Raw genomic sequence first — 23,947 nt, 5'->3', positions numbered from 1 at the left:
GCAGGTATGGCCCGCCGAGCTCACTCCAGCGCGTCGACAAACGCGCTGACCTCGGCGAGGAAGCGTGGCCGGTCCTCGATGAACAGCCCGTGCAGAGCCCCTTCCCAGAAGGAACCGCGAGCGTCAGGGGCATTGTCGAGGATGTACTGACCATTGGCCGCCGGGACCACCGGGTCATCGGTGCCGTGCAGCACCAGAACCGGAACATCCAGGGCGCGCAGGGTTTCGGTGTTGTCGATCGTGCGGTAGAACAACGCCTTGCGCACCGAGGGCGGGGTCGCGAGACTGCCGCCGAACAGCCGCTGCGCGTCGACGCCCTTGTCCGCGCCGGGCCCGGTATTGGCATTGCCGAACACCGAGAACGCCCGCACCGCCCGCCCGGCGGCCTCGTCGAACACGCCCGGAATCGCCTTCTCCATCGACGGCCCCGGTGCCGCGCCGGGCACATCGCGCCCGATATGGGCGGGCGCCCCGCAGTAGACGACACCGGCGACAGCCGAGGTGCCGTAGGTGGCGAGGTAGTCGGTGGCGACGATCCCACCGTAGGACCAGCCCAGCAGCACCGCACCGGCGTCGACACCCTCGGCGGCCAGCACCGCGGCCACATCGCCCGCCCACGCCTTGGGGTCGTCGTAACCGGCGCCGGGGTCGTCGGAGTACCCGTGTCCGCGCAGGTCGACCGCGATCACTCGATAGCGCTCGGCCAGCTCGTCCGCGGCCGCCCCCCAGCACCGCAGATTCCCGGCCCACCCGTGCAACAGCACCAGTGGCCTACCGGTACCGATCACCCGGTAGACGATCCTCGTTCCATCGGCACTGACAGCATCGCGAATAGCCATACCGACAGGTTAATCGGCGCAGTCACGAAGGATTCCCCAGCTGCGCACGGCCGCGGCGAACGCCTGACATCACCGTGATCGGAGCCATGGCGGCCGGGAATCGCGGGCGAATAAGATCGGCAAACATGAGCATTCGCACCGCTGTCGTCACCGGGGCCAGCTCGGGAATCGGTGAAGCCACCGCCCGGGAACTGGCGAAGCAGGGTTATCACGTCTACGTCGGTGCCCGCCGGTTCGACCGCGTGCAGCGCCTCGCCGAGGAGATCGGCGGCACCGCCATCGAACTCGACGTCACCTCCGAGGAATCGGTGCGCGCGTTCACCGACGCCATCGACCACGTCGACGTGCTGGTCAACAACGCGGGCGGCGCGAAAGGCATGGCCGCGGTCATCGACGCCGACCTCGACGACTGGCGCTGGATGTGGGAGACCAACGTCGTGGGCACCCTGCGCGTCACCAAGGCGCTGCTCCCCAAGCTGATCGCCTCCGGCGACGGCCTGATCGTCACCATCACCTCCATCGCCGCCCTGCACACCTACGACAACGGCTCCGGTTACACCTCCGCCAAGCACGCCCAGGCCGTCGCCCACCGCACCCTGCGCGGTGAGCTGCTCGGCAAGCCGGTCCGCCTCACCGAGATCGCCCCCGGCGCCGTGGAAACCGAGTTCTCCCTGGTCCGCTTCGACGGCGACGCCGACCGCGCCGCCAAGGTCTACGAGGGCATCGATCCCCTGCACGCCCAGGACATCGCCGAAATCGTCGGCTTCGTGGCCACCCGCCCTCCCCACGTCAACCTCGACACCATCGTCGTCAAACCCCGAGACCAGGCGGGCCCCGGCTCCTTCGCCCGCCGCACCTGAGTGCGTTTCCCCAGTTCCGCACCACTTACTCCCCCTCAAACGTGAGACTCGACACCTGGCCTCGCCGGGTCCGCCGCCCGGCCCATCACACGACGCGACGAGCCGGGCGGTCAATCCGCGCGCGGGACAGGCGAATCCGGCGCGGCAGCCGTTCGAGTGGCGAGAGCGGGCGTGGGAATTGATACTGGGAGCGGGCGGTTCGATCGTTGCTGCGAATTCGCCGCGATACTCGAACTGGCATTAACATCGCCGTTTGCCGTTAGCCAGCCCTAGGAGTAGAAGTTCGATGCTCGGTATGAAGTCTGTTTTCAGTGGGTTCAAAGATTTCCTGATGCGCGGGAACGTCATCGACCTCGCGGTCGCGGTCGTGATGGGTACCGCGTTCACCGCTGTGGTCACCTCGTTCAGCAAGGGACTCATCAATCCGCTGCTCGCGGTGTTCGGCTCGACCAACGAACTGGGCCTCGGCGTCCAGCTGATCGCCGACAAGCCGGCGACGTTCATCGCGCTCGGCCCGATCATCACCGCGTTCATCGACTTCTTCATGGTCGCCGCGGTCCTGTACTTCGTGCTGATGCTCCCGATGAAGTCGCTGAAGAACAAGTTCGGCACCACCAAGGACGCCGAGCCCACCGAGACCGAACTGCTCATCGAGATCCGCGATCTGCTCGCCAAGCAGCAGGGCCTGAGCACCGACCAGGCCGTCGCGCTGAGCAAGGAACGCGCCAGCGAGTCCGTCGAGGCGTAGTCACTTCCGACCGTCCGGCCCACCCGACGCGAACGACCCCCCGACCGTCGAGTCGGGGGGTCGTTCGCTTTCCGGGTCGGGTTCAGGCGTAAGCCAGGGTCTTGGCAGGCCAGCGCGGGTGGCCGGAGTCGATCACGTAGGGGTGGGTGTGCTGGAAGTGCCGGGGGCCGACCTGGATCGCGTCGGCCAGGATCGCCGGGTCGACCGCGCCGAGTTCGTGGATATGGGTGATCTCGGCCGGGTCGTGGCGGGGCCACAGCCGGATCGCCGCGACGGTGCCGATGCCGGCGATGACGGCCAGGGTCGCCCAGGTAGTCGTGAAGCCGGCAGTGGTGGCCAGCCAGCCGGTGATCGGGTAGGTGATCAGCCAGGCGAGGTGGGACAGGGAGAACTGGCCGGCGAAGAGGGCGGGACGGTCTTCCGGTCGGGCGGAGCGGCGTAGGACGCGGCCCGTGGGGGTGAGGATCAGGGCGGTGCCGGCACCGATGGTGGCCCAGGTGGTGAGGGCGGCGGGCCAGTGCCACTCGCCCGTCGGCAGGGTGGAGAGAACGAGCGCCGCGGTCAGGCCGGTGAGCAGCACCGCCGCCCCGGTGAGCATGACCGGGCGTTCGCCGCGGCGGTCCAGGATCTTGGGCAGGGTGAGCGCGATGAACATCGTGCCGAGACCGTTCGCCGCGAGCAGCAGCGCGACGCCGGACTGGTTGCCGCCCAGCACATCCCGCGCGTAGTTCACGGTGTTGACCATCACCACCGAGCCCGCCGCGGCGACCACCAGGTTCAATCCGAGCAGTCCACGCAGTCGCGGCGTCGCAGCGAACAGCCGCAGCCCGGCGGCGAGCCGTTCGGTGATCGCGCCGTCACCGACCGCCGCGTTCGGGATGCGCGCGGCCGTCACCAGGGCGACCGACACCGCGAAACCGAGGCCGGTGCCGACGAACAGCCAGTGGAAGCTGATCAGGCTCAGGGCCAGCGCCGCCAGCATCGGGCTGAGCAGCGTTTCCATGGTCGCCGCGAGCTGGGTGGCCGACAGCGCCTTCGTGTAGTCGCGTTCGTCGGGCAGGATGTCGGGCAGAACCGCCTGGTAGGTGGGGGTGTAGGCGGCCGAGGCGATCTGCAGCAGCGTGATGAGCACGTAGATCTGCCAGATCTGGTCGACGAAGGGCAGGGCGAGCACGATCGCGCCGCGCACACCGTTGAGCGCCATCAGGAATTGCCTGCGCGGCAGCCGGCCCGCGTAGGCGCCCGCGATCGGCGCGACGGTGACGTAGGCGACCATCTTCAGCGTCAGCGCGGTGCTGAGCACGATGGCCGCGTTGCCGCCTGCCAGTTCGTAGGCGAGCAGACCGAGGGCGACGGTGGTGAGCCCGGTCCCGAACAGGGCCGCGACCTGGGCGGTGAACAGCAGTCGGTAGTCGCGGTGCGCGAACAGTGAGGTGCTCATGATGCCTGCCCTTTCAAAACTGCTTATCTGCGTATGAACGCAATAAGCAGCATAAGCCGAGAAGTATTCCCGGACCACCCAAATCTTTGTCGACTTGACCTCAATGACCGTTGAGGTAGGACGGTAGAGCGCAGCGGCGGCCGAGGGCCGTCACCGACGAAGAGGAACGTCATGAGCGCCACGGTTGACCACGTCCGAACCGCCATCAGCCCGCTGCGACTCGCGGTCGTCATCGGCAGTACCAGGGAGGGGCGCTTCGGTCCGACGATCGCGAGCTGGTTCGTCCGGCAAGCGGCCCTGCGCGACACCGTCACCGTCGACATCGTCGACACCGCGAGTATCGAACTGCCGCACGCGTTCGGCGCCGCCACCGACCACCCCTCCGTCGCCGAAGCCACCGAAAAGCTCTCGCGCGCCGACGCGTTCGTCGTGGTGACACCCGAGTACAACCACAGCTACCCGGGCACGCTGAAGAACCTGATCGACACCCACCACGCCGAATGGCAGGCCAAGCCGGTCGGCTTCGTCTCCTACGGCGGCATCTCCGGCGGACTGCGCGCCGTGGAACACCTGCGCCCGGTCTTCGCCGAACTCCACGCCGTCACCGTGCGCGACTCGGTCTGCTTCCCGAATCCGTGGGGCCGATTCGACGACGCGGGCGAGCTGTCCGCGCCCAACGATGCCGACGCCGCCGCGGCGACCATGCTCGATCAGCTCACCTGGTGGGGCGAAGCGCTGCGCGCCGCCCGCCTGGCCCAGCCGTACGGGAAGTGACCGCCGTGATCACCACCGTCGAACCGACCACCAGTCGCAATCCGATGCGGATCGCCCTGGTCCTGGTGGTCGGCATGATCATGGCGACGCTCGATCAGACCATCGTGAACGTCGCCATCAACAAGCTGTCGATGGAGTTCCACGCCGGCCTGAGCACCATCCAGTGGGTCGCCACCGGCTACTCGCTGGCCCTCGGCGCCGTGGTGCCGACCTCGGCCTGGCTGGTCGGCCGATTCGGCGCCAAGCGGCTGTATCTGACGGCGATCACGGCCTTCGCGGTCGGCTCGGTACTGGCCGGACTGTCGTGGAACATCGAGTCACTCATCGCTTTTCGATTGGTTCAGGGTGCCAGCGGCGGACTGCTGATGCCGGTCGGCATGACGATCCTGCTGCGCGCGGCCGGGCCGGAGCGCCTGGGACAGTTGATGAGCACGCTCGGGTTGGCCATTCTGGTCGGCCCGCTGCTGGGCCCGGTGATCGGCGGATACCTGATCGACGAGGTGTCGTGGCGGTGGATGTTCTTCATCAATCTGCCGCTGGGCGCGCTGGTGCTGCTGCTGGCGGTGCGGGTGGTGCCCGACGATGCCCCGGAACCGCCGCGGGCGCTCGATATCCGTGGGCTGCTGCTGATGTCGCCCGGGTTGGCGCTGGTCATCTATGGCGTCACCGCCGCAGGCGAGAGTGCCGGATTCGCCACGCCCGCGGTACTGGTGCCACTGCTGGTGGGGGTCGGCCTCATCGCCGCGTTCGTGCGCCGATCGCTGACCACCTCGGTGCCACTGCTGGATCTGCGCGTGCTCGGCAACCGGATCACCGGCACCTCCGCGGTGCTGCTGGCGGTGTTCGCCGGCGGCTACTTCGGTTCGATGCTGCTGCTGCCGTTGTACTTCCAGGTGGTGCGCGGCGAGTCAGCGCTGGTGGCAGGCGCTTTGGGAATTCCGTTCGCCCTGGCATCCGGTGCGACCATGCAGGTGGCGGGCAGGCTGATCGACCGGATTCCGCCCGGCCGGTACCTGCCCGCGTCGATCACGGTGGCGCTCACCGGTTTCGTGCTGTTCGTGATCCAGCTCGACGCGGACGCACCGTACTGGGCACTGTGCCTGACGATGGTGCTGATGGGCGCGGGTGGCGGCGGGACCCTGATGCCGGTGATGACCACGGCGACCCGGCCGCTGAGCCGCGAGCAGCAGCCCGCCGGTTCGACGGTGCTGAACATGATCAGCACCACGTCGATGGCGATCGGGACCGCGGTGGCCTCGGTGACATTGGGCGCACTGCTCCCGGTGACGGGTGGCCTCCAGGCGCTGCACGCCATGACGGCGGACCAGCGGGCCGAACTCGCTCCCGCCCTGGCCGACGCGTTCCAGCACACCTATCTGATCGCGCCCGTCATGATCGCGCTGGCGCTCGTCCCGGCGCTGTTCCTGCCCCGACGTTAGGGACGGCCGAGCCGTCGTGCCGTGGTGTCGAACCACCGCGGCACGACGGCACAGGTGCGCGCTATTCGGCGGGCAAGGCGGACATCGACTTCCACGTCGGCCAATCGAGGGCCCAGTCGTAGACGTCGCCGTCGGCCTGGGACAACTCGATCGAGGTGCCGGTCACCTCCACCGGATCGCCGTAGAGGGCGGTCGGGAAGTAGGCCTGGGCGTCGGCGGGTGAGAGGTTGATGCAGCCGTTGGTGACGTTCGAGGAACCCTGCGCCGAGAGGGATTCGGGGTTGGCGTGGATGAATTCGCCGTTGTTGGAGATACGGACGGCCCAGCGTTCACGGACGTTGGTGTAGTACGGCGGATTCGACATCATGAAGTCCTCGTACTTCTCGGTGACGATGTGCACGCCCGAGCGGGTCACGTTGCGCGGCTCGTTGCCTTCGCCGTAGGACACCGCGAAGTCGAAGATCGTGGCGCCGTCGCGCACCACCCGCATGCGGTGACTCGGCGCGTTCGCGATGACGATCTGACTGCGGCCGATGGTGAAATCGGAGGTGACATCGGAGTCGCCGTAGGCGCCGCCGCCGAGGTCGACGCCGTAGAGCTTCGCGGCGACGTGCACGGTGGTGCCAGGGGTCCAATAGTCCTTCGGACGCCAGTGCACTCGCGAGCCGCCGTCGTCGGGCAGCCAGGCCCACGAGCCTTCGGTGCCCTGGTCGGTGGTGACGGTGAGGGCCTTCTCCACGGCCGCTTTGTTCGTGACCGGCCCCGCGAACTTCAGGATGATCGGCGCCGCGATCCCGACCTCCTGGCCGTCACCGATGTTGATCGTGGCCGGGATGGTCGACTGGGGGCTGATCGTGGTGAAGGTGGCGTCGATCGGGATCGGTTTCGCGTCGGCGCCGATGGCCGTACCGGCCCAGGTGTACTCGACGCCGTAGCCGAGCGGTTCGGAGACCTTGTAGGTGGTGCGGTCGGGGCTGAGCTGACCGGTGATCTGCTTGCCGCCGGCGTTGGTGAGGGCGATCTGGTCGATCGTGCCGTGCGCGACCGTCACCGACACGGGCGCGACCGGATCCACCTCGGTGGCTCCGGGCGTGGGCGCGATGGTGACCTGCGCCACCGGCGCCGCCTCGGCGGCCTCGCCCTGCCGGTCGATGGTGCACCCGGTGAGCACGACGAGCACCGCCAGCACCATCACCGCAACCACGGATCGCCCGCCCCGAACGCCCACTTCACGCCTGTGCGCCGACGAATTGCGCCGCGCGGTGGCCCGCGCGCGCAACAGTTCGGTTACCGAATGTTTGCTCACGCATCGAATGTACGCCGAGCTACCGACCCATACCCCGTGAGCGCGGTCTCACCGAGACCGCTACGACCGGTTGAGCCATTCCTCGGTGAAGGTGGCCTCGTTGCCGAGGAGTTCGATCAGGCGCTCGGAGATGGCCGCCTCGATCTTGCCGCCGAACAGCGGGATCTTCACCTCGATGGTGCCGTTGATGGCGGTGGTGGAGCCGGTGCCGCCGTCGGGTGCCATGGTCACCGTGCCGCGGACCACCGCGGGGGCACCGTCGACGTGGGCCTCGAAGATACCGCCGGTGCCGGTGTAGGTCTCGGTGCGCGGAATGATCAGGTCGCCGGGGCGCACCGCGGTGATGGCGGGCGGGAGCTGGTCGGCGGGGATGGACTGCACCATCTGGACGCGGACCTGGTCGCCGTCGACGGCGAAGGCGTCGAGCCGGGCACCGGGCCCGCCGACCTCGGCGATCCGGGCCTTCCAGTACTGCTCGTCGGAGTACGCGGCGCGCACCGCATCGACGGAATGCGTGTAGCCGGCAGTGAACGCCAGAGGTGTAGCCATGCTCGACACGGTACCGTCTGCGGACGTGCGTACAACACGGGTGGTGTCCTCCGATCAGCTGCGTGACCTGCTTGCCGATACCGGCGCGACGGTCCGCGATTCGGTGCGTTTGTCCGAACTGACGACCTTGCGGGTCGGCGGGCCCGCGCTGCTCGCCGAATGCGCGAGCACCGAGGCCCTGGTGGCCACGGTGAAGACCCTGGACGCGGCCGGTATCGCGGTGCTCCTGGTGGCGGGCGGGTCGAACCTGCTCATCGACGACACGGGCTTCGACGGCGTGGTCGTGCTGGTCGGCACGACCGGCGTCGAGCTGGGCACCGACGGCGTGGTGGCCGAGGCGGGCGCGAACTGGGACGAGGTCGTCGCGGCGACCGTCGCGGCCGGGTTGGGTGGGCTGGAGTGCCTGTCCGGCATTCCGGGTTCGGCCGGTGCGACACCGGTGCAGAACGTCGGCGCGTACGGCGTGGAGGTGGCGTCGCTGCTGCGCCGGGTACGCCTGCTCGATCGCAAGACCGGGGACGTGCGCTGGACCGAACCCGCCGAACTCGGCTTCGGTTACCGGACCAGCGTGCTCAAGCACAGCGACGACGCGGTGGTCCTCGCGGTGGAGTTCGCCCTCGATCCGAGCGGGATGAGCGCGCCGCTGCGCTACGGCGAGCTGGCGAAGGTGCTCGGGGCGGGCGACGGCGAGACCCGCCCGGTCGAGCAGGTGCGCGCCGAAGTGCTTCGCCTGCGGGCGGGCAAGGGCATGGTCCTCGACCCGGCCGACCACGACACCTGGAGCGCCGGTTCGTTCTTCACCAACCCGGTCGTCACCGAGGAGCAGTTGCCACAGGTACTGGCCGCGATCGCCGCGCACGTCGGCGACGACGTCAAGGTGCCCACCTATCCCGCACCCGACGGCACCAAACTCTCGGCGGGCTGGCTCATCGAACGCGCCGGTTTCGCGAAGGGCTTCCCCGGCGACAGCGCCGCCGCGCGCCTGTCGACCAAGCACACCCTGGCCCTGACCAACCGTGGCACCGCGACCGCGTCCGACATCGTCGCCCTGGCCCGCACCGTCCGCGCGGGCGTCCAGGAAAGGTTCGGCGTGACGCTGGAACCGGAACCGGTAACCGTCGGCATCGATTTATAGGACCGAGCACAGACAACCCACCTCTTCCCTCCGCCCGCACCCCAACCACGTAACGTGTGCTGCCATGGCACGCAGACTGGACTACTCGGCTCGCTACCCCCTGCACACCACCGAAGAGCTGTACGCAGCCCTCCAGAGCAGGGACTACTGGGAAGCCCGCGTCGCCGAAATGCGCAAGTACGCGCCCAACAACGAAGTGGTGAGCCTCGACGTCACCGACGACGGCATCGACGTGGTCCTGCACCACACCCTGCCCCGCGAGATGCTCCCCGAGATCGCCCAGACCGTGATGCGCAAAGACATGGTGATCACCCGCAAGGAGAGCTGGGGCCCGTTCGACCACGACGAGACCGAGGGCAAGTTCTCCGCCTCGATTCCGGCCGGCCCCGGCAGCCTGACCGGCACCATCCGCCTGTTTCCCACCGAGACCGGCGCCACCATGCGCTTCTCCCCCACCGCCAAGGTCTTCATCCCCATGGTCGGCCCGCGCCTGGAGCAGTTGATGCTGGTGAACCTGGTCGACCTGTTCCGCGCCGAGCAGGAAGAAACCCTGCGCTACCTGGACAATCAGACCGCCGACAAGTCGGTCTGACGCACCGGAGAACTTCGACGCCCGTGGCCCCCAGCCGCAAGGCCCTCCCGCCGGTCGGCACCATCACCCGTGGCACCACCGGCGTCAACCGTTTGCGCCGCAGTGACCGCTGGCTCGTCAACGACGAACTCGTCAGCGCGACACTGCGTGAATCGCCGAATCCCCTGGTCGTCGACCTCGGCTACGGCGCCGCACCGTGGACCACCTTCGAACTGGCCGCCCGGCTGCGCACCGTGCGCCCCGACCTCGAGGTGGTGGGCCTGGAAATCGACCCGGCCCGCGTCGTGGCACCCCGCGACGGCGTCCGCTTCGCCCGCGGCGGCTTCGAACTGGCGGGCCTGCGACCGACCCTGGTCCGCGCGTTCAACGTCCTGCGCCAATATCCCGAGGACGCCGTGCCCGACGCGTGGTCGCGCATCCAGTCGAATCTGGCACCCGACGGCCTGCTCGTCGACGGGACCTGCGATGAACTCGGCCGCCGCTGCGCCTGGGTGCTGCTCGACCGGCACCGCCCCCTCTCCCTGACGCTGGCCTGGGATCCGTTCACCGTGGACCGGCCCTCCGACATCGCCGAGCGCCTGCCGAAAGCGTTGATCCACCGCAACATTCCCGGCGAACGCGTCCACACGCTGCTCACCGCCGCCGACCGGGCCTGGGAGCGTACCGCGGCCATGGCGCCGTACGGCCCCCGCATCCGCTGGCGTGCAGCGGCGGAGATGCTGCGCGCCAACGGTTTCCCGGTCCACCCCTACAACCGGCGAATGCGCGACTGCGTGCTGTCGGTGCCCTGGGACGTGGTCGCCCCGTCAGACCCGGCTTAACGCCCGCCGCACCCGCGCCGACGCCCGCGGCGCCAATTGCTGCCCACCCCACCAGATCTCGTCGGTATCGCATCGGTGGATCGCCACCGCGTCGGCCACCACCTCGTCCAGCGCCGACTGCGAGATCTCGGTCTCGGCCAGATCCAGGACCGTCCGCACCGGCGTGGTCACCAGAAACGGCCCGGCCGACTCGACATCCGCCGCGCAGAGCTTGCGTCGGGTCAGCACCAACCGTGGGGTCACCGGTGGGCGACCCGCCGACACCGACAGGTGCAGAAACCGCGGCTGCAACCTGCCGATCCCGTGCAGTTCCGCCGCACTCTGATACGACACCGCCGCCGCGCCGTCGAACCACGCCGCCCACATCGCGTACTCGTCGAGCGGCCCCACCCGCCACTGGCCCAGCCGCATCATCCCGACCCCTGCTCTGGTCACCGACCCGTCCCCCAGGGCGGCTCTGACCTGCGATTCGCAGCCGGTACGCAACACCTGACGCGTGGTGAAGAAGCCCGCGTGCCGCCCGGCGAGGCGCCGCAGCACCCGCCATCGATGATCCGCTGTCCCCGCCACCCGGCGCGCGCCCTCGCCAGTCATGCAACCCAGATTACGCCCGGTTGCGTGCGCCAGGTCACATTTTGCTGTGAAGGCTTTCACTACGTCCTCAGAGCGGACACAGAAAGATCGGGAAGAATCCGATGCCATGACCACACAAAAGCCCCCTCGCCCCAGGATCGGTCGGCGCTCGCTGGTGATCGCGTTGGCCGTGGTCGCAGCCCTACTCGTCGCGGCCATCGGCGGAACCGAAGCGTATGCCAGGCACAAGATCTCGAGCTGCATCAGCGGCGCGTTCGAGCAACAGATGGGCTCGAGCATCGACGTGGGCTTCGGCCCGCGCCCGATCCTGCTGTCCTATGTGGACGGCAAGGTCGGCACGATCACCGTCGACAGCGAGGACAACAAGTTCGGCCCCGCTGTCGGGATGGTGGTGCACGCGAAATTCAACGACATCGAACTCGTCGACCGCGGCCGAGGCGGCGGCACCATCGACAGCTCGACCGCCGACGTGACCTGGAACAACGACGGCATCCGCGAGACCCTCGGCACCATGGTCAGCGGCGTGAGCTCCTCGGCGAGCACCGGAGTGATCACTCTCGATGTGCTCGGCGGCCTCGCCCAGCTGGAGGTGCAGCCGATGGTCCGCGACGGCAACGTCACGGTGGAGACGAAGTCGGCGCAGATACTCGGCATCGGCCTGCCCACCGACCTCGTGCAGGACATCGTCGAGACCTTCACCCAGAGCTTGCAGAGCTATCCGCTCGGCCTGCGCGCGCAGGAGGTCAAGGTCACCGATGACGGTGTGAGCGTGCACCTTTCGGGTGGCAAGACCGCACTCGAGAGCGACCCGGCCGCTCAGCAGTCCGGGTTCACCTGCTGATCGCGCGCGGCGGTGACGACGCGGGAAAACCTCGGCTAGTCGGGAAAACCGTCGAGGACCGCAGCCGATTTCGACAACCCGAGCCGCGTAGCACCGACCTCGATCAGCGCGGCGGCATCCGCGGCGGTGCGGATGCCGCCGCTGGCCTTCACCCCGAGTCGTCCGCCGACGGTCTCGGCCATCAACCGCACCGCGTGCACGCTCGCACCGCCCGCGGGATGGAAACCGGTGGAGGTCTTCACGAAATCGGCGCCCGCCTGTTCGGCCGCCCGGCACGCGCCGACGATCGCCGCATCGGTGAGCGCCGCCGATTCGATGATCACCTTGAGCACGGCCCGATCCCTGGTCGCCTCGCGCACGGTGATGATGTCGGCGAGCACGGCGTTGAAATCACCGGCCAGCGCGGCGCCCACGTCGATCACCATGTCCACCTCGGCAGCGCCCTGATCCACGGCCAGCCGCGCCTCGGCACCCTTCACCAGCGAATGGTGTTTGCCGGACGGGAAACCCGCCACTGTGGCCACCACCAGCCCCGGCGCACGCACCGGCAGCATCGAGGGCGACAGGCAGATCGCGTACACCCCCAGCTTGCGCGCCTCGACGACCAGCGAGTCGACCTCGGCCGGAGTGGCTTCCGGCGCGAGCAGGGTGTGGTCGATCATGTCGGCCACGGCGGCCCGGGTCAGCGGCGCGGAAGTCATTTCCCGAGCATCGCACACGCGCGGCCGAGTCCGGAACATCGGGCACGGCACATCATTGCGCTCCCGTACCCAAATCCTGGAGACTTAAGCCTGTGCTGATCCGTCGCGAGACCCCAGCGGACGCCCCGGCGATCGCCGCGATCCACCGCGCCGCTTTCGCCCCGCACTACGCGGGCGATCCGGCCGTCACCGAACCACCCGAACCCGCCCTCGTCGAGACGCTACGGACCGACGAGTCGTGGATGCCCACGCTGTCGCTGGTCGCCCTCGAATACGACACCGTCGTGGGGCACATCTGTCTCACCAGAGCCGGAATCGGCCCGTTCCCGGTGCTCGCGCTGGGTCCGCTCGGCGTCGATCCGGAGCATCAGAAGTCCGGCGTCGGCTCGGCATTGGTCCACGCCGCCCTCGGCGCCGCCGACGCTCTCGACGAATCGGTTGTCGGCCTGGTCGGCGATCCCGACTACTACGCCCGCTTCGGCTTCGTCCCCGGCGCGCGCCTGGGCGTCGTGCCCGACGAAGCCGAATGGGCGCCGTATTTCCAGGTCCGCCCGCTCACGGCCTACGATTCCGCCGTCACCGGCGAATTCCGTTATCCGGCACCGTTTTACGACCTGTAGGTCACTCGAAGACGACCGTGCGCCGACCGTGCACGAGCACCCGGCCCTCCAGGTGCCAGCGCAGTCCACGCGCGAGCACGACCCGCTCGATGTCGCGTCCCTGTCTGACCATGTCGCGCGCGTCGTCGGCGTGATCGACGCGGATCACGTCCTGCTCGATGATGGGCCCCGCGTCCAGCTCGGCGGTGACGTAGTGGCAGGTCGCCCCGATGAGCTTCACCCCGCGCGCGTACGCCTGGTGATAGGGCCGCGCGCCGACGAACGAGGGCAGGAAGCTGTGGTGGATATTGAGCGCGCGCCCGGCCCAGTGCTCGCACAGCTCGGCGGGTAGCACCTGCATGAAACGGGCGAGCACCACGGCATGCGGATCGTGGGAGTCGACGAGGTCGCGCACCTGCTCGAAGGCCGGACCGCGCTCGGCCGGGTCCTTCGGGAACGGCACGTGGTGGAACTTCACCCCGTGGGCCTCGGTCATGCCCGCGAGGTCGGGGTGGTTGCCGATCACGGCCTCGATGGTCGCGGGCAGCTCACCGGCCTGTGCGCGGCCGAGCAGGTCGTGCAGGCAGTGCCCGTCCTTGCTGACCAGCAGCACCGCGCGCCGCGGCGCACCGGAATCGTGCAGCTGCCAGTCGGTCTCGGGACCGAACTCGGCGGCCACCTCGGCGAAGCGCACCCGCAGCTCGTCGATGGAGAACGGCACCGTCGAGGCCTTCACGGCCTGGCGGGTGAAGAACCAGCCGATGTCACCGTCGGAGTGATACCCGGCCTCCACGATCGAGCCGCCGAATTCGGCGATGAACGAGGAGATCCGGGCGATGACGCCCGGCCGGTCCGGGCACCCGAGGGTCAGCACGAACCGACGGTCGTCCGAGGTCACAGCGGTAGAGCTCATCCGCCGATTCTCGCAGGCGGTCAGGCCAGGGCGCGCACGGGCTCGCTGACGGCGGCCAGCACTCGGGCCACCTCGGCATTGAACAGGTCGTAGCGTTCGACGTTGCCGAGGTGTCCGGTCGGCAGCACCTTGAACCCGGCGAGCGTGCCTGCTTCCTGGAGCAGCGCGGCCAGGCGCTCGGCGTGGATCGCGGGGGTCATGTCGTCACGATCGCCCGCGAGCACGGTGGTCGGGACCGAGAAGTTCTTCGCGTCATCGCCGAGGTGCAGCTCGGTGAGCAGGAAGCCGTAGCGCGAACGCGTCATCATCGGGCAGCCACGCACCACCGAGAGCGCGTAATTCAGCTTCTCGCGCGAGGTATCGAGGGTCATCACCTGCCGGGCGAAGATCCAGCGCACCGGCTTGATCGGCGGGAACACCACCGGGGTGCCGAGGATGAGCTTGCCGAGCCAGTCCGGCGTCGGCATCGAACGGCCGCCGAGCATCCGCAGCGGGATGTTCAGGCCGGGAACCATGGTCGACACCTCGACCAGTGAGTGCGCGCCGGTGTTGGTGAGGATCACCGCGGCGGCCTGTTCGGCGACCCGCTCGGGGTACCGGCCCGCCCAGGCGATGAGCGTCATCCCGCCCATGCTGTGCCCGGCCAGTACCGCGCGCTGACCCGGCAGCAGTACCGCGTCGAGTACGTCGCACAGGTCGTCGGCGAGCAGATCGGTGCTGGGGCGGGCGTAGCCGTTGGTGCTCTCGCCGTGGCCGCGCTGGTCGTAGGCGACCACGCGGTACTCGCCGGCGAAGGCGTTGATCTGGGCGTTCCAGTATTCGATCGAACACGTCCAGCCGTGGGCGAACACGATGACGGGCGCGGCGACGGGGCCGTAGGCGTGCACCCGCAGGCGGGCGCCGTCGGCGGTGACCACGGGGATCACGTCGTGCGGTATCCGCGGCGGATCGAAGGCCGCGATCCCGTGCGTCCGTGTCCGCAGGTCCGCCCGGTGGGCCGCGAGGGTGGTCTCGACCACGGTGGACACCCGGTCGACCAGGTTCACCAGAGCCGTCGGCAACTTTGCGCGCATCGGCACACTCCTTTGTGTTACTGCCAGATACAGTAACACCGCGTACCACTCACCCGCGAGCCCTTCGAGCCGGGAATTACCAGCGCGGTCCGCGCTGCACCTCGTCCACCTTCGGGCGCACATCGGCCAGGTACACCCCGGTCGCGATGATCGCGATGAACGACAGCATCCCCAGCCCGCCGATGCCGATCAGCAGAAACACCAGCGCACCACCGAGAATGGCCAGCCAGATCGGCTTGGTCATCTTGTCGACGGCAGTGAAAGCATCCGAACGCTGGCGCACAGCGTGAATGAGCGCGAACACCGTCGCGCCGAAGGCGCCGATCCACAGGATCAGCAGAATCAGCGAGGTCATCCCATTCACCATGTTCACACCCCCATCATACGAACAGCGGCCCCGCACACACCTGGTGTACGGGGCCGCTGTCAGCGGTGCTGCGCGAAGGCTAGACCTTCTTGGGCGCGGCGGCCTTCTTGGCCGGAGCGGCCTTCTTGGCCGGAGCCTTCTTGGCGACGGGAGCCTTGGCCGGAGCCGGCTCGGTGGTGACGGCGACGACCTCGGCCTCGACCACGGCGTCGACCTTGTCGGCCACGGCCTCGGCCTCGGCCTTGGTGCGACCCAGCAGGTCGTTGACCTTGGTCAGGGCATCCTCGGCGCGAGCGGAGGCATCCTTGTAGAGGTTCTCGACGCGGCCGATCTGCTCGTCGACGGCCTGGTTGGCACGCAGCCGGTCGACGGTCTCCTCGCCGCGAACGGCGAGATCGGCGTAGATGTCGAGCGCCTGGCGGTAGTACTGCTCGGCCAGCTTGCGCAGCTCTTCGGGGGTGAACTTCTCGCGCAGCTCGGCGAGGTCCTCCGGCAGCTCCGACGGCAGGCCGGAGATACGGTCACGCAGGGTGTCGAACTGGGCCTGCACGTCGGCGGGCACGTTCGCGATGCGCTCGCGGGCCTCTTCGACGCGGGCCTTCGGGTCGGCGGTGGCAACGCGGCCACGCACGTCGGCGACGACGTCGTTCACGGCGGCGTAGATGGCGTCACCGGCGCCGACGGTGGCGAACAGCGGCTTGGTCACAGTGGCGGTCTTCTCGGTCATCAGTCTTCAGTCTCCTGGTGTGGCGGAGTGTCAGTTGTCGTGAACGAAACGTCAGTGTCTCGTTCGTTCCCCCCTGAGCCGGCTTCTTCCCCGTTTTCCCGGCGAAACGACTCATAGATTTCCAGCAACACCTGTTTCTGCCGCTCGGACACCGAAGTGTCGGCCAGCAGGGCGTCACGGACCGGGCTGTGCGGACGCTGTTCCAGAAATCCTGCCCGCACATACAACACCTCCGAGGAAACCCGCAGTGCCTTGGCGATCTGCGCGAGTACTTCGGCGGAGGGATTACGTAATCCGCGTTCGATTTGGCTCAGGTACGGATTACTTACCCCCGCCAGAGCGGCGAGCTGACGCAGGGACACCTGCGCACCTTCGCGCTGTGCCCTGATGAAACCTCCGATGTCTTGAGCCGCGTGCGCTACACGACTCTCGGGTTGGTCTGTCATCGCTCACCTTCTGGCGTTGTAAGGCCAATAGTAGAACAGGGTGCTAGCTATTGCAAGCACTACAGTTAGCACCCGGTCGGCTAACGCGTACGCAGCCCCGGTTACCAGGTCGTTCAGTGGAACAGCAGCTGCGAGATCGTGTAGATGGCCAGGCCGGCGAGCGAGCCGACGACCGTGCCGTTGATCCGGATGAATTGCAGATCCCGACCGACCTGCAATTCGATCTTCCTGCTCGCCTCGTCGGCGTCCCAGCGCGCGACCGTATCGGTCACCAATGTCGTGATCTCCGCGGAGTAGTTGCCGACCAGATAGCGAGCACCGCGATCGATCCACCCGTCCACTTTGCCACGCATCTCCGGGTCGTCGCGGAGGCGCTCGCCGAGCTGCTGCACATTCTCGGCCACCTTGCGGCGAAGGGTGGAATCCGGGTCTTCGGCTGATTCCAAGATCAACCGCTTCGCCGCCCGCCAGGTGGCCTCGGCCATTCCGGTGATCTGCTCGCGGCCCATGATCTCGGCCTTGACCTTCTCCGCCTTGGCGATCATCGCGTCGTCGTGTTGCAGGTCCTCGGCGAAATCCTGGAGAAAGCGATCGGCGGCCCGCCGCAATTCGTGTTCAGGATCGGAGCGCACCTTCCAGGTGAACTCGACGAGTTCCCGATAAATTCGCTCCGACAGCAATGTATTGACAAATTTCGGCGCCCATTGCGGCGCATCGCGCACCACGATCCGGTCGATCGTGTCCTGGGAACCCAGCGCCCACTGATGCGCGCGCTCGGCCAGCAGGTCGATCAGCGGCCGCTGCCGGTTGTCGGCGATCATCTCCGAGAGCACCCGGCCCAGCGGCGGCCCCCACAGCGGTTCGGCGATCCGCTTGACGATGGTGTTGTCGATGATCTGCTCGACGTCCTCGTCGCGCAGGGTGTTGACCACCGCGGTCAGGATCGTCGCGCTCTCCTGCGCCACCCGCGCCGCGTGCGCCGGATCGGCCATCCACCGGCCCACGCGCAGCGAGATCTGCGCCGAGTCCAGGCGCGCCGAGACCACGTCGGGGGCGAGGAAGTTGGTGCCCACGAAGGCGCCGAGGCTCTCCCCGAGCTGGTCCTTCTTCTTGCGGATGATCGCGGTGTGCGGGATCGGCAGACCCAGCGGGTGCTTGAACAGCGCGGTGACCGCGAACCAGTCGGCCAGTGCGCCGACCATGCCCGCCTCCGAGGCCGCGCGGACATAGCCCACCCACTCGCCACCGCCGCCACGCGATTCGAGCCAGCGGCACAGCAGGTAGATCACACTGGCCACCAGCAGGAAGCTGGTCGCCAGTGCCTTCATCTTGAACAGGTCACGTTTTTTGCCCGCCTCGTCGGTCATCACCGCGAAGCCGGCGGGCTGTGCGGCGGGCTCGGTGCGCGGCGTGAGAACCGCCGTGTTGCCGGGAGATTTCTCCATAGCACCCATTCTGCTGTGCGCACGGCGAGTGCGCCGCCGCCAACCCCGCGTGGCGTCGCCCACGACACGGCGAACCGCGCGGTTTGTCGTACGCGCGCGTAAGCACTCGAGTGTGGTAAATGCCGCAACGTGGGCCAAAGGAGCGCCACCCCACACCGGCGCGCCTAAGCTGTTGACTAAAGACGCCAACATCGATACGAGGGGGCTGTTCTGTCCACCGAAGACCTTGTCGAGATCGGCGAGCAGTCGAGCCGAGCAGGAGTGCGCGGCGGCGGCCAGGCTGACGGCCGCAAACGTCGGTGGCGACAGCACAAGATCGACCGCCGCGAGGAACTGGTCGACGGCACGCTCAACGCCATCCGCGCGCGGGGCAGCCAGGCGGGCATGGACGAGATCGCCACCGAGATCGGCGTGTCCAAGACCGTGCTGTACCGCTACTTCGCGGACAAGAACGACCTGGTCCACGCCACCATGCAGCGGTTCATCGAAACCACGCTGCTACCCCGGGTGTACGGCGCGATCAGTCTCGACGCCGACGAATACCAACTCGTGCGCGCCGCGATGACCGAATACGTCGGCACCGTCGACGACGACCCCGAGGTCTACCGGTTCATCATGAGCAATGCCGCGGGCGACAAGTCCTCGCTCGCGGAGTTCGAGCGCCTCTTCGCCGATGTGGTCACCACGGTGCTGGTCGACCGGGCGGGCGCCAAGGGCATCCGCACCGAGGGCGCGATGCTGTGGTCGTACGTGCTGGTCGGCGGCATCCAGCTGGCCACCCACTGGTGGACCACCACCGACAAGGCCATGCCGCGTCAGGACGTCATCGACTACCTCACGATGATGGCCTGGAGTGCGATCGAGGGCATGGCCCGCGCGGGTGGCTCACCCGAGATCTTCACCGCGCAGCCGCATCCGCTGCCCGAAATGCCGCAACAGTCGCCCTGAGCTGGGATTTCCCGCGTTCGAGGGAGCCGGGCTCGACAACGGCGCACGGTTGGCTACGCTGAACCCGGGCGGGACGCTGTGGCTTGTGTCACCGCCGTGCGCGTCGGCACCAACGGAGGTATCTCGATGGCGAAGAACGTGCCGACTTCCCGGCTTGCCCGCGGGACGAAGCTGGGGGCAGTCGCGGCGGGGTCGGTCATCCGCTCGAAGAAAACCAGATTATCGATGCGCGGCCGCTCGGAGGCCGTGCGCGCGCGGATGGCCGAGGAGTCGATGATCCGCACCACCGAACAGGTGGTCATGGTGCTGGGCACCATGAAGGGCGTCGCCATGAAGCTGGGCCAGATGATGTCGGTGCTCGACCTGGATCTGGTGCCGGAGAACCATCGCGAGCGGTTCCAGCAGCGCCTGGCCGTGCTGCGCAACGCCGCACCCACGGTGTCGTTCGAGTCCATGCGCACGGTGATCGAGCAGGATTTCAATGCCCCGCTGGCGGAGATCTTCGCCGAATTCGATCCGGAGCCGATCGCCGCCGCCTCGATCGGCCAGGTGTACCGGGCCACGCTGAACGACGGCCGTGCTGTCGCGGTGAAGGTCCAGTACCCCGGGGTCGACGCCGCCGTGCGCGCGGATCTGAAGAACCTCACCATGTTCCGCCGGGTGCTCGCCTCGGCGATGCCGTGGATCACCCCCGCGGTGCTCGACGAGCTGAAACTGAACATGGAGAGCGAGCTCGACTACCAGGCCGAAGCCGCCACGCAGGCCGAGATCGCGCACCTGTACCGCGACCACCCGTTCATCGTGGTGCCGTCCTCGGTGCCGGAGCTGTCGACCACCCGCGTGCTGGTCAGCGAGTTCATCGACGGCGACGGCTTCGACGAGGTGCGGAAAATGCCCGCCGCGGTACGTAACCGGGTCGGCGAGATCATCTACCGCTTCTACGTCGGCTCGCTGTTCAGCTTCAACGAGTTCTGTGGCGACCCGCACCCGGGCAATGTGTTGCTCGCCAGGGACGGCCGGGTCGCCTTCCTCGATTTCGGGTTGTTCAACCGGATGGACCCCAAGCTGGTCGGATTCGAGATCCAGTGCCTGCGCGCGGCCGCCGAGGATCGCGCGGAAGACCTGCGCCAGCTGATGATCGATCGCGGCGTGATCGATTCGCCCGAGGAGATCGGCGCCGAGGAATGCCTCGAATATGTGCTCGCCGCCTCGGAATGGTGTCTGGTGGACGAGGAACTCACCATCACCCCGGAACTGGCCAGTGGCGCGTTCTTGCTCGCCGTCGACCCGAGGGCCAGCGAGTTCACCGGTATGAAGCAGCAGAATCTGCCGCCCGAACACCTGTTCTCGCGCCGCGCCGACTTCCTCACCTTCGGCATGCTCGGCCAGCTCGACAGCACCAACAACTGGCATCTGGTCGCCAGGGAATGGCTCTACGGCGATCAGCCGGTCACCGAACTCGGTCTGGCCCATCGTGATTGGCTCGCCACTCATCCACCGAAACCGGTGAAGAAGACTCGTGCCCCCCGCAAGGCGAGCGCACCGGCCACCAAGCCCTGAATCATCTTTCGAAAGGCGCGTCATGCCGCAGCACCGTGAGTTCGACCTGATCCTGTTCGGCGCAACAGGTTTCGTCGGCAAACTCACCGCCGAATATCTGCTCACCGCGGCCCCGGCCGACGCCAGGATCGCCCTGGCCGGCCGTTCGGCGAGCAAGCTCGCCGCCACTCGCGACGAGCTCGGGCCCGCCGCCGCGACATGGGAACTCGTCGTCGCCGATTCCAGCGACCCCGCGTCGCTGGCCTCGATGGCCGAGCGCACCAAGGTCGTGGTCACCACTGTCGGACCGTACCTGCGCTACGGCATGCCCCTGCTGGGCGCGTGTGCCGCGGCAGGCACCCACTACGCCGACCTCACCGGTGAGCCGCTGTTCATCCACGACGCCATCGAGAAGTACGAGCAGACCGCGGTCGACTCGGGCGCCAAGATCGTGAATTCCTGTGGCTACGACTCGATTCCGTCCGACCTGAGCGTGTACGAGATCTACCGGGCCACGATCGCCGACGACACCGGCGAGCTCGAGGACACCACCCTGGTCGCCTATCTCAAGGGCGGCGCGAGCGGCGGCACCATCGATTCCGGGCGTGCCATGTGGGAGGACGTGGCGGCCGACTCCGCGCGCGGCAAGATCCTGGCCCACCCGTATTCGCTGAGCCCGGATCGCAGCATGGAACCCGATGTCGGCCGCCAGTCCGATCTGGCGCTGGCCCGCGCCGACAGCATCGACCCCGGCCTGGACGGCTGGGTCACCACGTTCGTGATGGCCTCGCACAACACCAAGGTCGTGCGCCGCACCAACGGCCTGCTCGGCTGGGTCTACGGCAAGCAGTTCCGCTACCGCGAGGTGATGAACGCGGGCACCTCGGCCGCCGCGCCGCTGGTCGCCGCGGGTATCGCGGGCGGCATCGTGGCGGGGATGGCCTCGGGCGCGGTCCTGTCGAGAGTTTCGCTCGGCCGTAAGCTGCTCGACCGAATTCTGCCCAAGCCCGGCACCGGCCCCAGCGAAAAGGCCCGCCGCAGTGGGTGGTTCACCATGAAGACCTTCGCACGCACCAGCTCCGGCGCCAAGTATCAGGCCACCTTCTCCGGCACGGGCGACCCCGGTTACCAGGCCACCGCCGTACTGCTCGGCCAGAGCGGCCTGAGCCTGGCCTTCGACACCCTGCCCGGGCGCGCGGGTGTGCTCACCCCCGCGTCGGCGATGGGCGAGGCGCTCACCACGCGGCTGCGCGAGGCCGGGATGACCATCGAGGTCGCGCGCCGGTGAATCTCGCGCGCAGGACGATGAACGCCCCGGCGCTGGCCGCGGTGTACGAGCACGCGTGGCGACCCACGCTGTTCTACCTCGCCAGCGGCCGGACCACCGGCACCGACCGCCACGACGCGGTCGGTGCCCTGCGGCTGAGCGGCCCCATGAAGGTGCTCGATGTGGCGTGCGGCCCAGGCAATTTCACCGGCTACCTCAGCGAATATCTGACGAAGGGCGGTTTCGTCACCGGCCTGGACTACTCGGCGCCGATGCTGGCCAAGGCCGCCACCGACAACGCCAGCCCGCGCGTCGGTTATGTCCGCGGCGACGCGCGCATGCTGCCGTTCGCCGACGGGACCTTCGACGCCGTCTGCTGTTTCGGCGCCCTCTACCTGATCCCCGATCCGCTGGTCGCCACCCGCGAGATGATCCGCGTCCTCGCCCCGGGCGGCCGTATCGCGATCAGCACCAGCTATGCCGAGGACAACCTCTTCGGCTCGGCGAGCAGCCTGGCCGCGAGCCTGAGCGGCCTTCGCCTGTTCGACCGCGATACCTTCCCGAAGCTGTTCGCCCGCGCGGGCCTGACCGAAATCGACCAGCGCGTCCACCGTTTCATGCAATACGTGGACGCCACCAAGCCGGTGTCAGACCAGGCTTAGCCAGTAGTCCTGGAACTTCAGGAACACCAGCAGCAGCACCACCGCGTAGAACACCACAACCAGGGTCCAGCGCCATTCGGCGAGGATTCCCATCGCCCCGCGCGACCGGCCCCACAGTTCCTGCGTGGTCACCGCGAACAGCACCGGCACCGCCACCCACACCACCATGCAGTACGGACACAGCGCGTTGATCCGGTACAGGCTCTGGAAGATCAGCCAGCACAGTCCGGCGATGCCGAGCACGGTGCCGAGCCACAGCCCGCCCCAGATCCAGCGCGGGAAGCCCACGCCGACCACCGACAGCACGGCGAGGGTCACCACCACTGAGAACCCGACGACGCCGATGAGCGGGTTGGGGAAACCGAAGACCGCGGCCTGGTCGGTCTTCATGATCGACCCGCACGACAGCACCGAGTTGATGCTGCACGAGGTCACGTAATCCGGGTCGACGAACAGCTTGAACCGTTCGACGGTGAGCGTGAACGACGCCAGCCAGCCCGCCAGCCCGGCGATCAGCAGCAGCCAGGCCGAGCGGGCGGGGGCGGTGATCACTTCGCCGCGTCAGCGATCACGGGGGCCAGGCCGTTCTCGGTGAAGATCGCGTCGGTCTGGTTCAGCTGGCCGTTGATGTACACCGACGGCGTGGACTTCACGCCACTCTGCAGCGTGGTCTGGGTGACCTGCTGGATGTAGTCGTTGTACGGCTTGTCGTTGATGCAGGTCGCCACGGCCGGATCGGTGTACCCCGCGTCGGTGGCGATCTTGATGAGCTCGTCGTTGCTCAGGCCCGCACCGCCCTCGGCGGGCTGCTTCTCGAACATCGTCTGCAACCAGGCCTGGTACTTGGTGGTGTCCGACTTCGCCACGCAGAACGACGCGTTGGCCGCACGCGAGGAGTACTGGTTGGTCGAGGCCTTGTCGAGGAACGAGATGATCTGGTACTCGACGGAGGCGGTGCCGTCGGCGGCGGCCTTGGCGAGTGTCGCACCGTTGGCGGCCTCGAATTGCTTGCAGGCCGGGCACTGGAGGTCGGCGACCACGCGCACCTTGACCTTGGCATCGGGATTGCCGATCACGACCGTGCCGGTCTCGGTGACCGCCCCGCCCGTCGCGGGCAGCTGCGCCGCCGAGGTCGTCGACGATTCCTTGTCGGAATCGGACTTGTTCACCGCGATGCCGATGCCGATGGCCGCGACCAGCGCGACCAGGACGGCGGCGACGCCGGCCTGGATCGCGATCTTGCGCTTCTTGTCGGCCGCCTCGGCCGCCGCCAGCGGATTCCTGCCCGAGGGACTCTTGCCCGTGCTCACCGTCGTCACAC

Annotated in this window: 27 protein-coding genes; 13 read left to right on the top strand and 14 right to left on the bottom strand. The window is 68.1% G+C overall.

Features of this window, described 5'->3' with window-relative positions; genetic code table 11:
• Positions 1-20 precede the first annotated feature (20 nt).
• The gene (locus tag ACWFRF_RS22355; RefSeq protein WP_378634094.1) at positions 21-839 is read right to left on the bottom strand and encodes an alpha/beta fold hydrolase; all 819 of its coding nucleotides are present in this window, start codon (positions 837-839) and stop codon (positions 21-23) included.
• A 125-nt stretch (positions 840-964) separates the two neighbouring features.
• On the opposite strand from ACWFRF_RS22355, the gene ACWFRF_RS22350 reads away from it, so the two are divergent.
• Both ACWFRF_RS22350 and mscL read left to right on the top strand, forming a co-directional pair.
• A complete protein-coding gene (locus tag ACWFRF_RS22350; RefSeq protein WP_387445665.1) occupies positions 965-1,699 on the top strand; it encodes an SDR family NAD(P)-dependent oxidoreductase in 735 nt (244 codons plus the stop codon).
• Positions 1,700-1,994: 295 nt separating this feature from the next.
• Positions 1,995-2,447 (top strand): large conductance mechanosensitive channel protein MscL, encoded by a 453-nt coding sequence (gene mscL / locus ACWFRF_RS22345; RefSeq protein WP_378634088.1) that lies wholly within the window; start codon positions 1,995-1,997, stop codon positions 2,445-2,447.
• An 82-nt stretch (positions 2,448-2,529) separates the two neighbouring features.
• Here the strand turns inward: mscL and ACWFRF_RS22340 are convergent, their stop codons facing one another.
• Complete coding sequence (locus ACWFRF_RS22340; protein ID WP_452452039.1) at positions 2,530-3,888, bottom strand: MFS transporter; 1,359 nt, start codon at positions 3,886-3,888, stop codon at positions 2,530-2,532.
• Between the two features lie 171 nt (positions 3,889-4,059).
• Here ACWFRF_RS22340 and ACWFRF_RS22335 point away from each other — a divergent pair, with 171 nt between their 5' ends.
• Positions 4,060-4,662: an NADPH-dependent FMN reductase gene (locus ACWFRF_RS22335; protein ID WP_378991056.1), complete on the top strand. Its 603-nt coding sequence runs from the start codon at positions 4,060-4,062 to the stop codon at positions 4,660-4,662.
• A complete protein-coding gene (locus tag ACWFRF_RS22330; protein WP_452452037.1) occupies positions 4,659-6,101 on the top strand; it encodes a DHA2 family efflux MFS transporter permease subunit in 1,443 nt (480 codons plus the stop codon). Before ACWFRF_RS22335 ends, ACWFRF_RS22330 begins: the two co-directional genes overlap by 4 nt.
• A 61-nt stretch (positions 6,102-6,162) precedes the next feature.
• On the opposite strand, the gene ACWFRF_RS22325 is transcribed toward ACWFRF_RS22330, so the two are convergent.
• Positions 6,163-7,293, bottom strand: a complete 1,131-nt coding sequence (locus ACWFRF_RS22325) for a L,D-transpeptidase (protein WP_378991238.1) — start codon at positions 7,291-7,293, stop codon at positions 6,163-6,165.
• A gap of 174 nt (positions 7,294-7,467) precedes the next feature.
• Complete coding sequence (locus tag ACWFRF_RS22320) at positions 7,468-7,956, bottom strand: DUF2505 domain-containing protein (RefSeq protein WP_387445661.1); 489 nt, start codon at positions 7,954-7,956, stop codon at positions 7,468-7,470.
• On the opposite strand from ACWFRF_RS22320, the gene ACWFRF_RS22315 reads away from it, so the two are divergent.
• From ACWFRF_RS22315 to ACWFRF_RS22305, 3 genes are all read left to right on the top strand, one after another.
• Positions 7,955-9,091 (top strand): UDP-N-acetylmuramate dehydrogenase, encoded by a 1,137-nt coding sequence (locus ACWFRF_RS22315; RefSeq protein ID WP_452452035.1) that lies wholly within the window; start codon positions 7,955-7,957, stop codon positions 9,089-9,091. The two genes, ACWFRF_RS22320 and ACWFRF_RS22315, sit on opposite strands and share 2 nt — an antisense overlap.
• A gap of 64 nt (positions 9,092-9,155) precedes the next feature.
• Positions 9,156-9,683 carry a DUF2505 domain-containing protein gene (locus tag ACWFRF_RS22310; RefSeq protein ID WP_378991059.1) on the top strand — a complete coding sequence of 176 codons (528 nt, stop codon included), beginning with the start codon at positions 9,156-9,158 and terminating at the stop codon, positions 9,681-9,683.
• Positions 9,684-9,706: 23 nt separating this feature from the next.
• Positions 9,707-10,504 carry a class I SAM-dependent methyltransferase gene (locus ACWFRF_RS22305; protein ID WP_387445658.1) on the top strand — a complete coding sequence of 266 codons (798 nt, stop codon included), beginning with the start codon at positions 9,707-9,709 and terminating at the stop codon, positions 10,502-10,504.
• Here ACWFRF_RS22305 and ACWFRF_RS22300 read toward each other — a convergent pair.
• The gene (locus tag ACWFRF_RS22300) at positions 10,490-11,098 is read right to left on the bottom strand and encodes a hypothetical protein (RefSeq protein WP_358186434.1); all 609 of its coding nucleotides are present in this window, start codon (positions 11,096-11,098) and stop codon (positions 10,490-10,492) included. The two genes, ACWFRF_RS22305 and ACWFRF_RS22300, sit on opposite strands and share 15 nt — an antisense overlap.
• 106 nt (positions 11,099-11,204) lie before the next feature.
• Between ACWFRF_RS22300 and ACWFRF_RS22295 the strand changes: the two genes are divergently transcribed.
• Entirely contained in the window at positions 11,205-11,939 is a 735-nt protein-coding gene (locus ACWFRF_RS22295; RefSeq protein ID WP_378991062.1) for an LmeA family phospholipid-binding protein, read from the top strand.
• 35 nt (positions 11,940-11,974) lie between these two features.
• On the opposite strand, the gene deoC is transcribed toward ACWFRF_RS22295, so the two are convergent.
• Positions 11,975-12,640, bottom strand: a complete 666-nt coding sequence (gene deoC, locus ACWFRF_RS22290; protein ID WP_452452033.1) for a deoxyribose-phosphate aldolase — start codon at positions 12,638-12,640, stop codon at positions 11,975-11,977.
• Positions 12,641-12,732: 92 nt separating this feature from the next.
• Here deoC and ACWFRF_RS22285 point away from each other — a divergent pair, with 92 nt between their 5' ends.
• Positions 12,733-13,260 (top strand): GNAT family N-acetyltransferase, encoded by a 528-nt coding sequence (locus tag ACWFRF_RS22285; RefSeq protein ID WP_378991064.1) that lies wholly within the window; start codon positions 12,733-12,735, stop codon positions 13,258-13,260.
• Position 13,261: 1 nt separating this feature from the next.
• Here ACWFRF_RS22285 and purU read toward each other — a convergent pair whose 3' ends face one another.
• The 6 genes from purU to ACWFRF_RS22255 form a co-directional block, all read right to left on the bottom strand.
• On the bottom strand, positions 13,262-14,152 hold the full coding sequence (purU, locus tag ACWFRF_RS22280; protein ID WP_378991066.1) for a formyltetrahydrofolate deformylase: 891 nt from the start codon (positions 14,150-14,152) through the stop codon (positions 13,262-13,264).
• Positions 14,153-14,172: 20 nt separating this feature from the next.
• Positions 14,173-15,225, bottom strand: a complete 1,053-nt coding sequence (locus tag ACWFRF_RS22275; RefSeq protein ID WP_452452030.1) for an alpha/beta fold hydrolase — start codon at positions 15,223-15,225, stop codon at positions 14,173-14,175.
• A 76-nt stretch (positions 15,226-15,301) separates the two neighbouring features.
• On the bottom strand, positions 15,302-15,580 hold the full coding sequence (locus tag ACWFRF_RS22270) for a DUF2516 family protein (protein WP_235569396.1): 279 nt from the start codon (positions 15,578-15,580) through the stop codon (positions 15,302-15,304).
• Positions 15,581-15,671: 91 nt separating this feature from the next.
• Positions 15,672-16,319 (bottom strand): heparin-binding hemagglutinin, encoded by a 648-nt coding sequence (locus ACWFRF_RS22265; protein WP_378991069.1) that lies wholly within the window; start codon positions 16,317-16,319, stop codon positions 15,672-15,674.
• Entirely contained in the window at positions 16,319-16,765 is a 447-nt protein-coding gene (locus ACWFRF_RS22260) for a helix-turn-helix domain-containing protein (protein ID WP_101465494.1), read from the bottom strand. Before ACWFRF_RS22260 ends, ACWFRF_RS22265 begins: the two co-directional genes overlap by 1 nt.
• Positions 16,766-16,878: 113 nt before the next feature.
• Positions 16,879-18,132 (bottom strand): DUF445 domain-containing protein, encoded by a 1,254-nt coding sequence (locus ACWFRF_RS22255; RefSeq protein WP_387445885.1) that lies wholly within the window; start codon positions 18,130-18,132, stop codon positions 16,879-16,881.
• A 339-nt stretch (positions 18,133-18,471) separates the two neighbouring features.
• Between ACWFRF_RS22255 and ACWFRF_RS22250 the strand changes: the two genes are divergently transcribed.
• The 4 genes from ACWFRF_RS22250 (at position 18,472) to ACWFRF_RS22235 (ending at position 22,626) form a co-directional block, all read left to right on the top strand.
• Positions 18,472-19,158, top strand: coding sequence for a TetR/AcrR family transcriptional regulator (locus tag ACWFRF_RS22250; protein ID WP_378991072.1), 687 nt, complete (start codon positions 18,472-18,474; stop codon positions 19,156-19,158).
• A gap of 126 nt (positions 19,159-19,284) precedes the next feature.
• Positions 19,285-20,718 (top strand): ABC1 kinase family protein, encoded by a 1,434-nt coding sequence (locus ACWFRF_RS22245; protein WP_378991074.1) that lies wholly within the window; start codon positions 19,285-19,287, stop codon positions 20,716-20,718.
• Between the two features lie 22 nt (positions 20,719-20,740).
• The gene (locus ACWFRF_RS22240; protein ID WP_452452027.1) at positions 20,741-21,985 is read left to right on the top strand and encodes a saccharopine dehydrogenase family protein; all 1,245 of its coding nucleotides are present in this window, start codon (positions 20,741-20,743) and stop codon (positions 21,983-21,985) included.
• Positions 21,982-22,626, top strand: a complete 645-nt coding sequence (locus tag ACWFRF_RS22235; RefSeq protein ID WP_452452025.1) for a class I SAM-dependent methyltransferase — start codon at positions 21,982-21,984, stop codon at positions 22,624-22,626. Before ACWFRF_RS22240 ends, ACWFRF_RS22235 begins: the two co-directional genes overlap by 4 nt.
• Here the strand turns inward: ACWFRF_RS22235 and ACWFRF_RS22230 are convergent.
• Positions 22,612-23,175, bottom strand: coding sequence for a vitamin K epoxide reductase family protein (locus ACWFRF_RS22230; RefSeq protein ID WP_378991240.1), 564 nt, complete (start codon positions 23,173-23,175; stop codon positions 22,612-22,614). The genes ACWFRF_RS22235 and ACWFRF_RS22230 overlap by 15 nt on opposite strands.
• Entirely contained in the window at positions 23,175-23,936 is a 762-nt protein-coding gene (locus ACWFRF_RS22225) for a DsbA family protein (RefSeq protein ID WP_379312790.1), read from the bottom strand. Before ACWFRF_RS22225 ends, ACWFRF_RS22230 begins: the two co-directional genes overlap by 1 nt.
• Between the last annotated feature and the right edge of the window lie 11 nt (positions 23,937-23,947).

This window comes from Nocardia sp. NPDC055165, from assembly GCF_053606985.1.
Note: the sequence above shows the minus strand (reverse complement) of the source record. Positions and strands in the feature narration are given on the sequence as shown.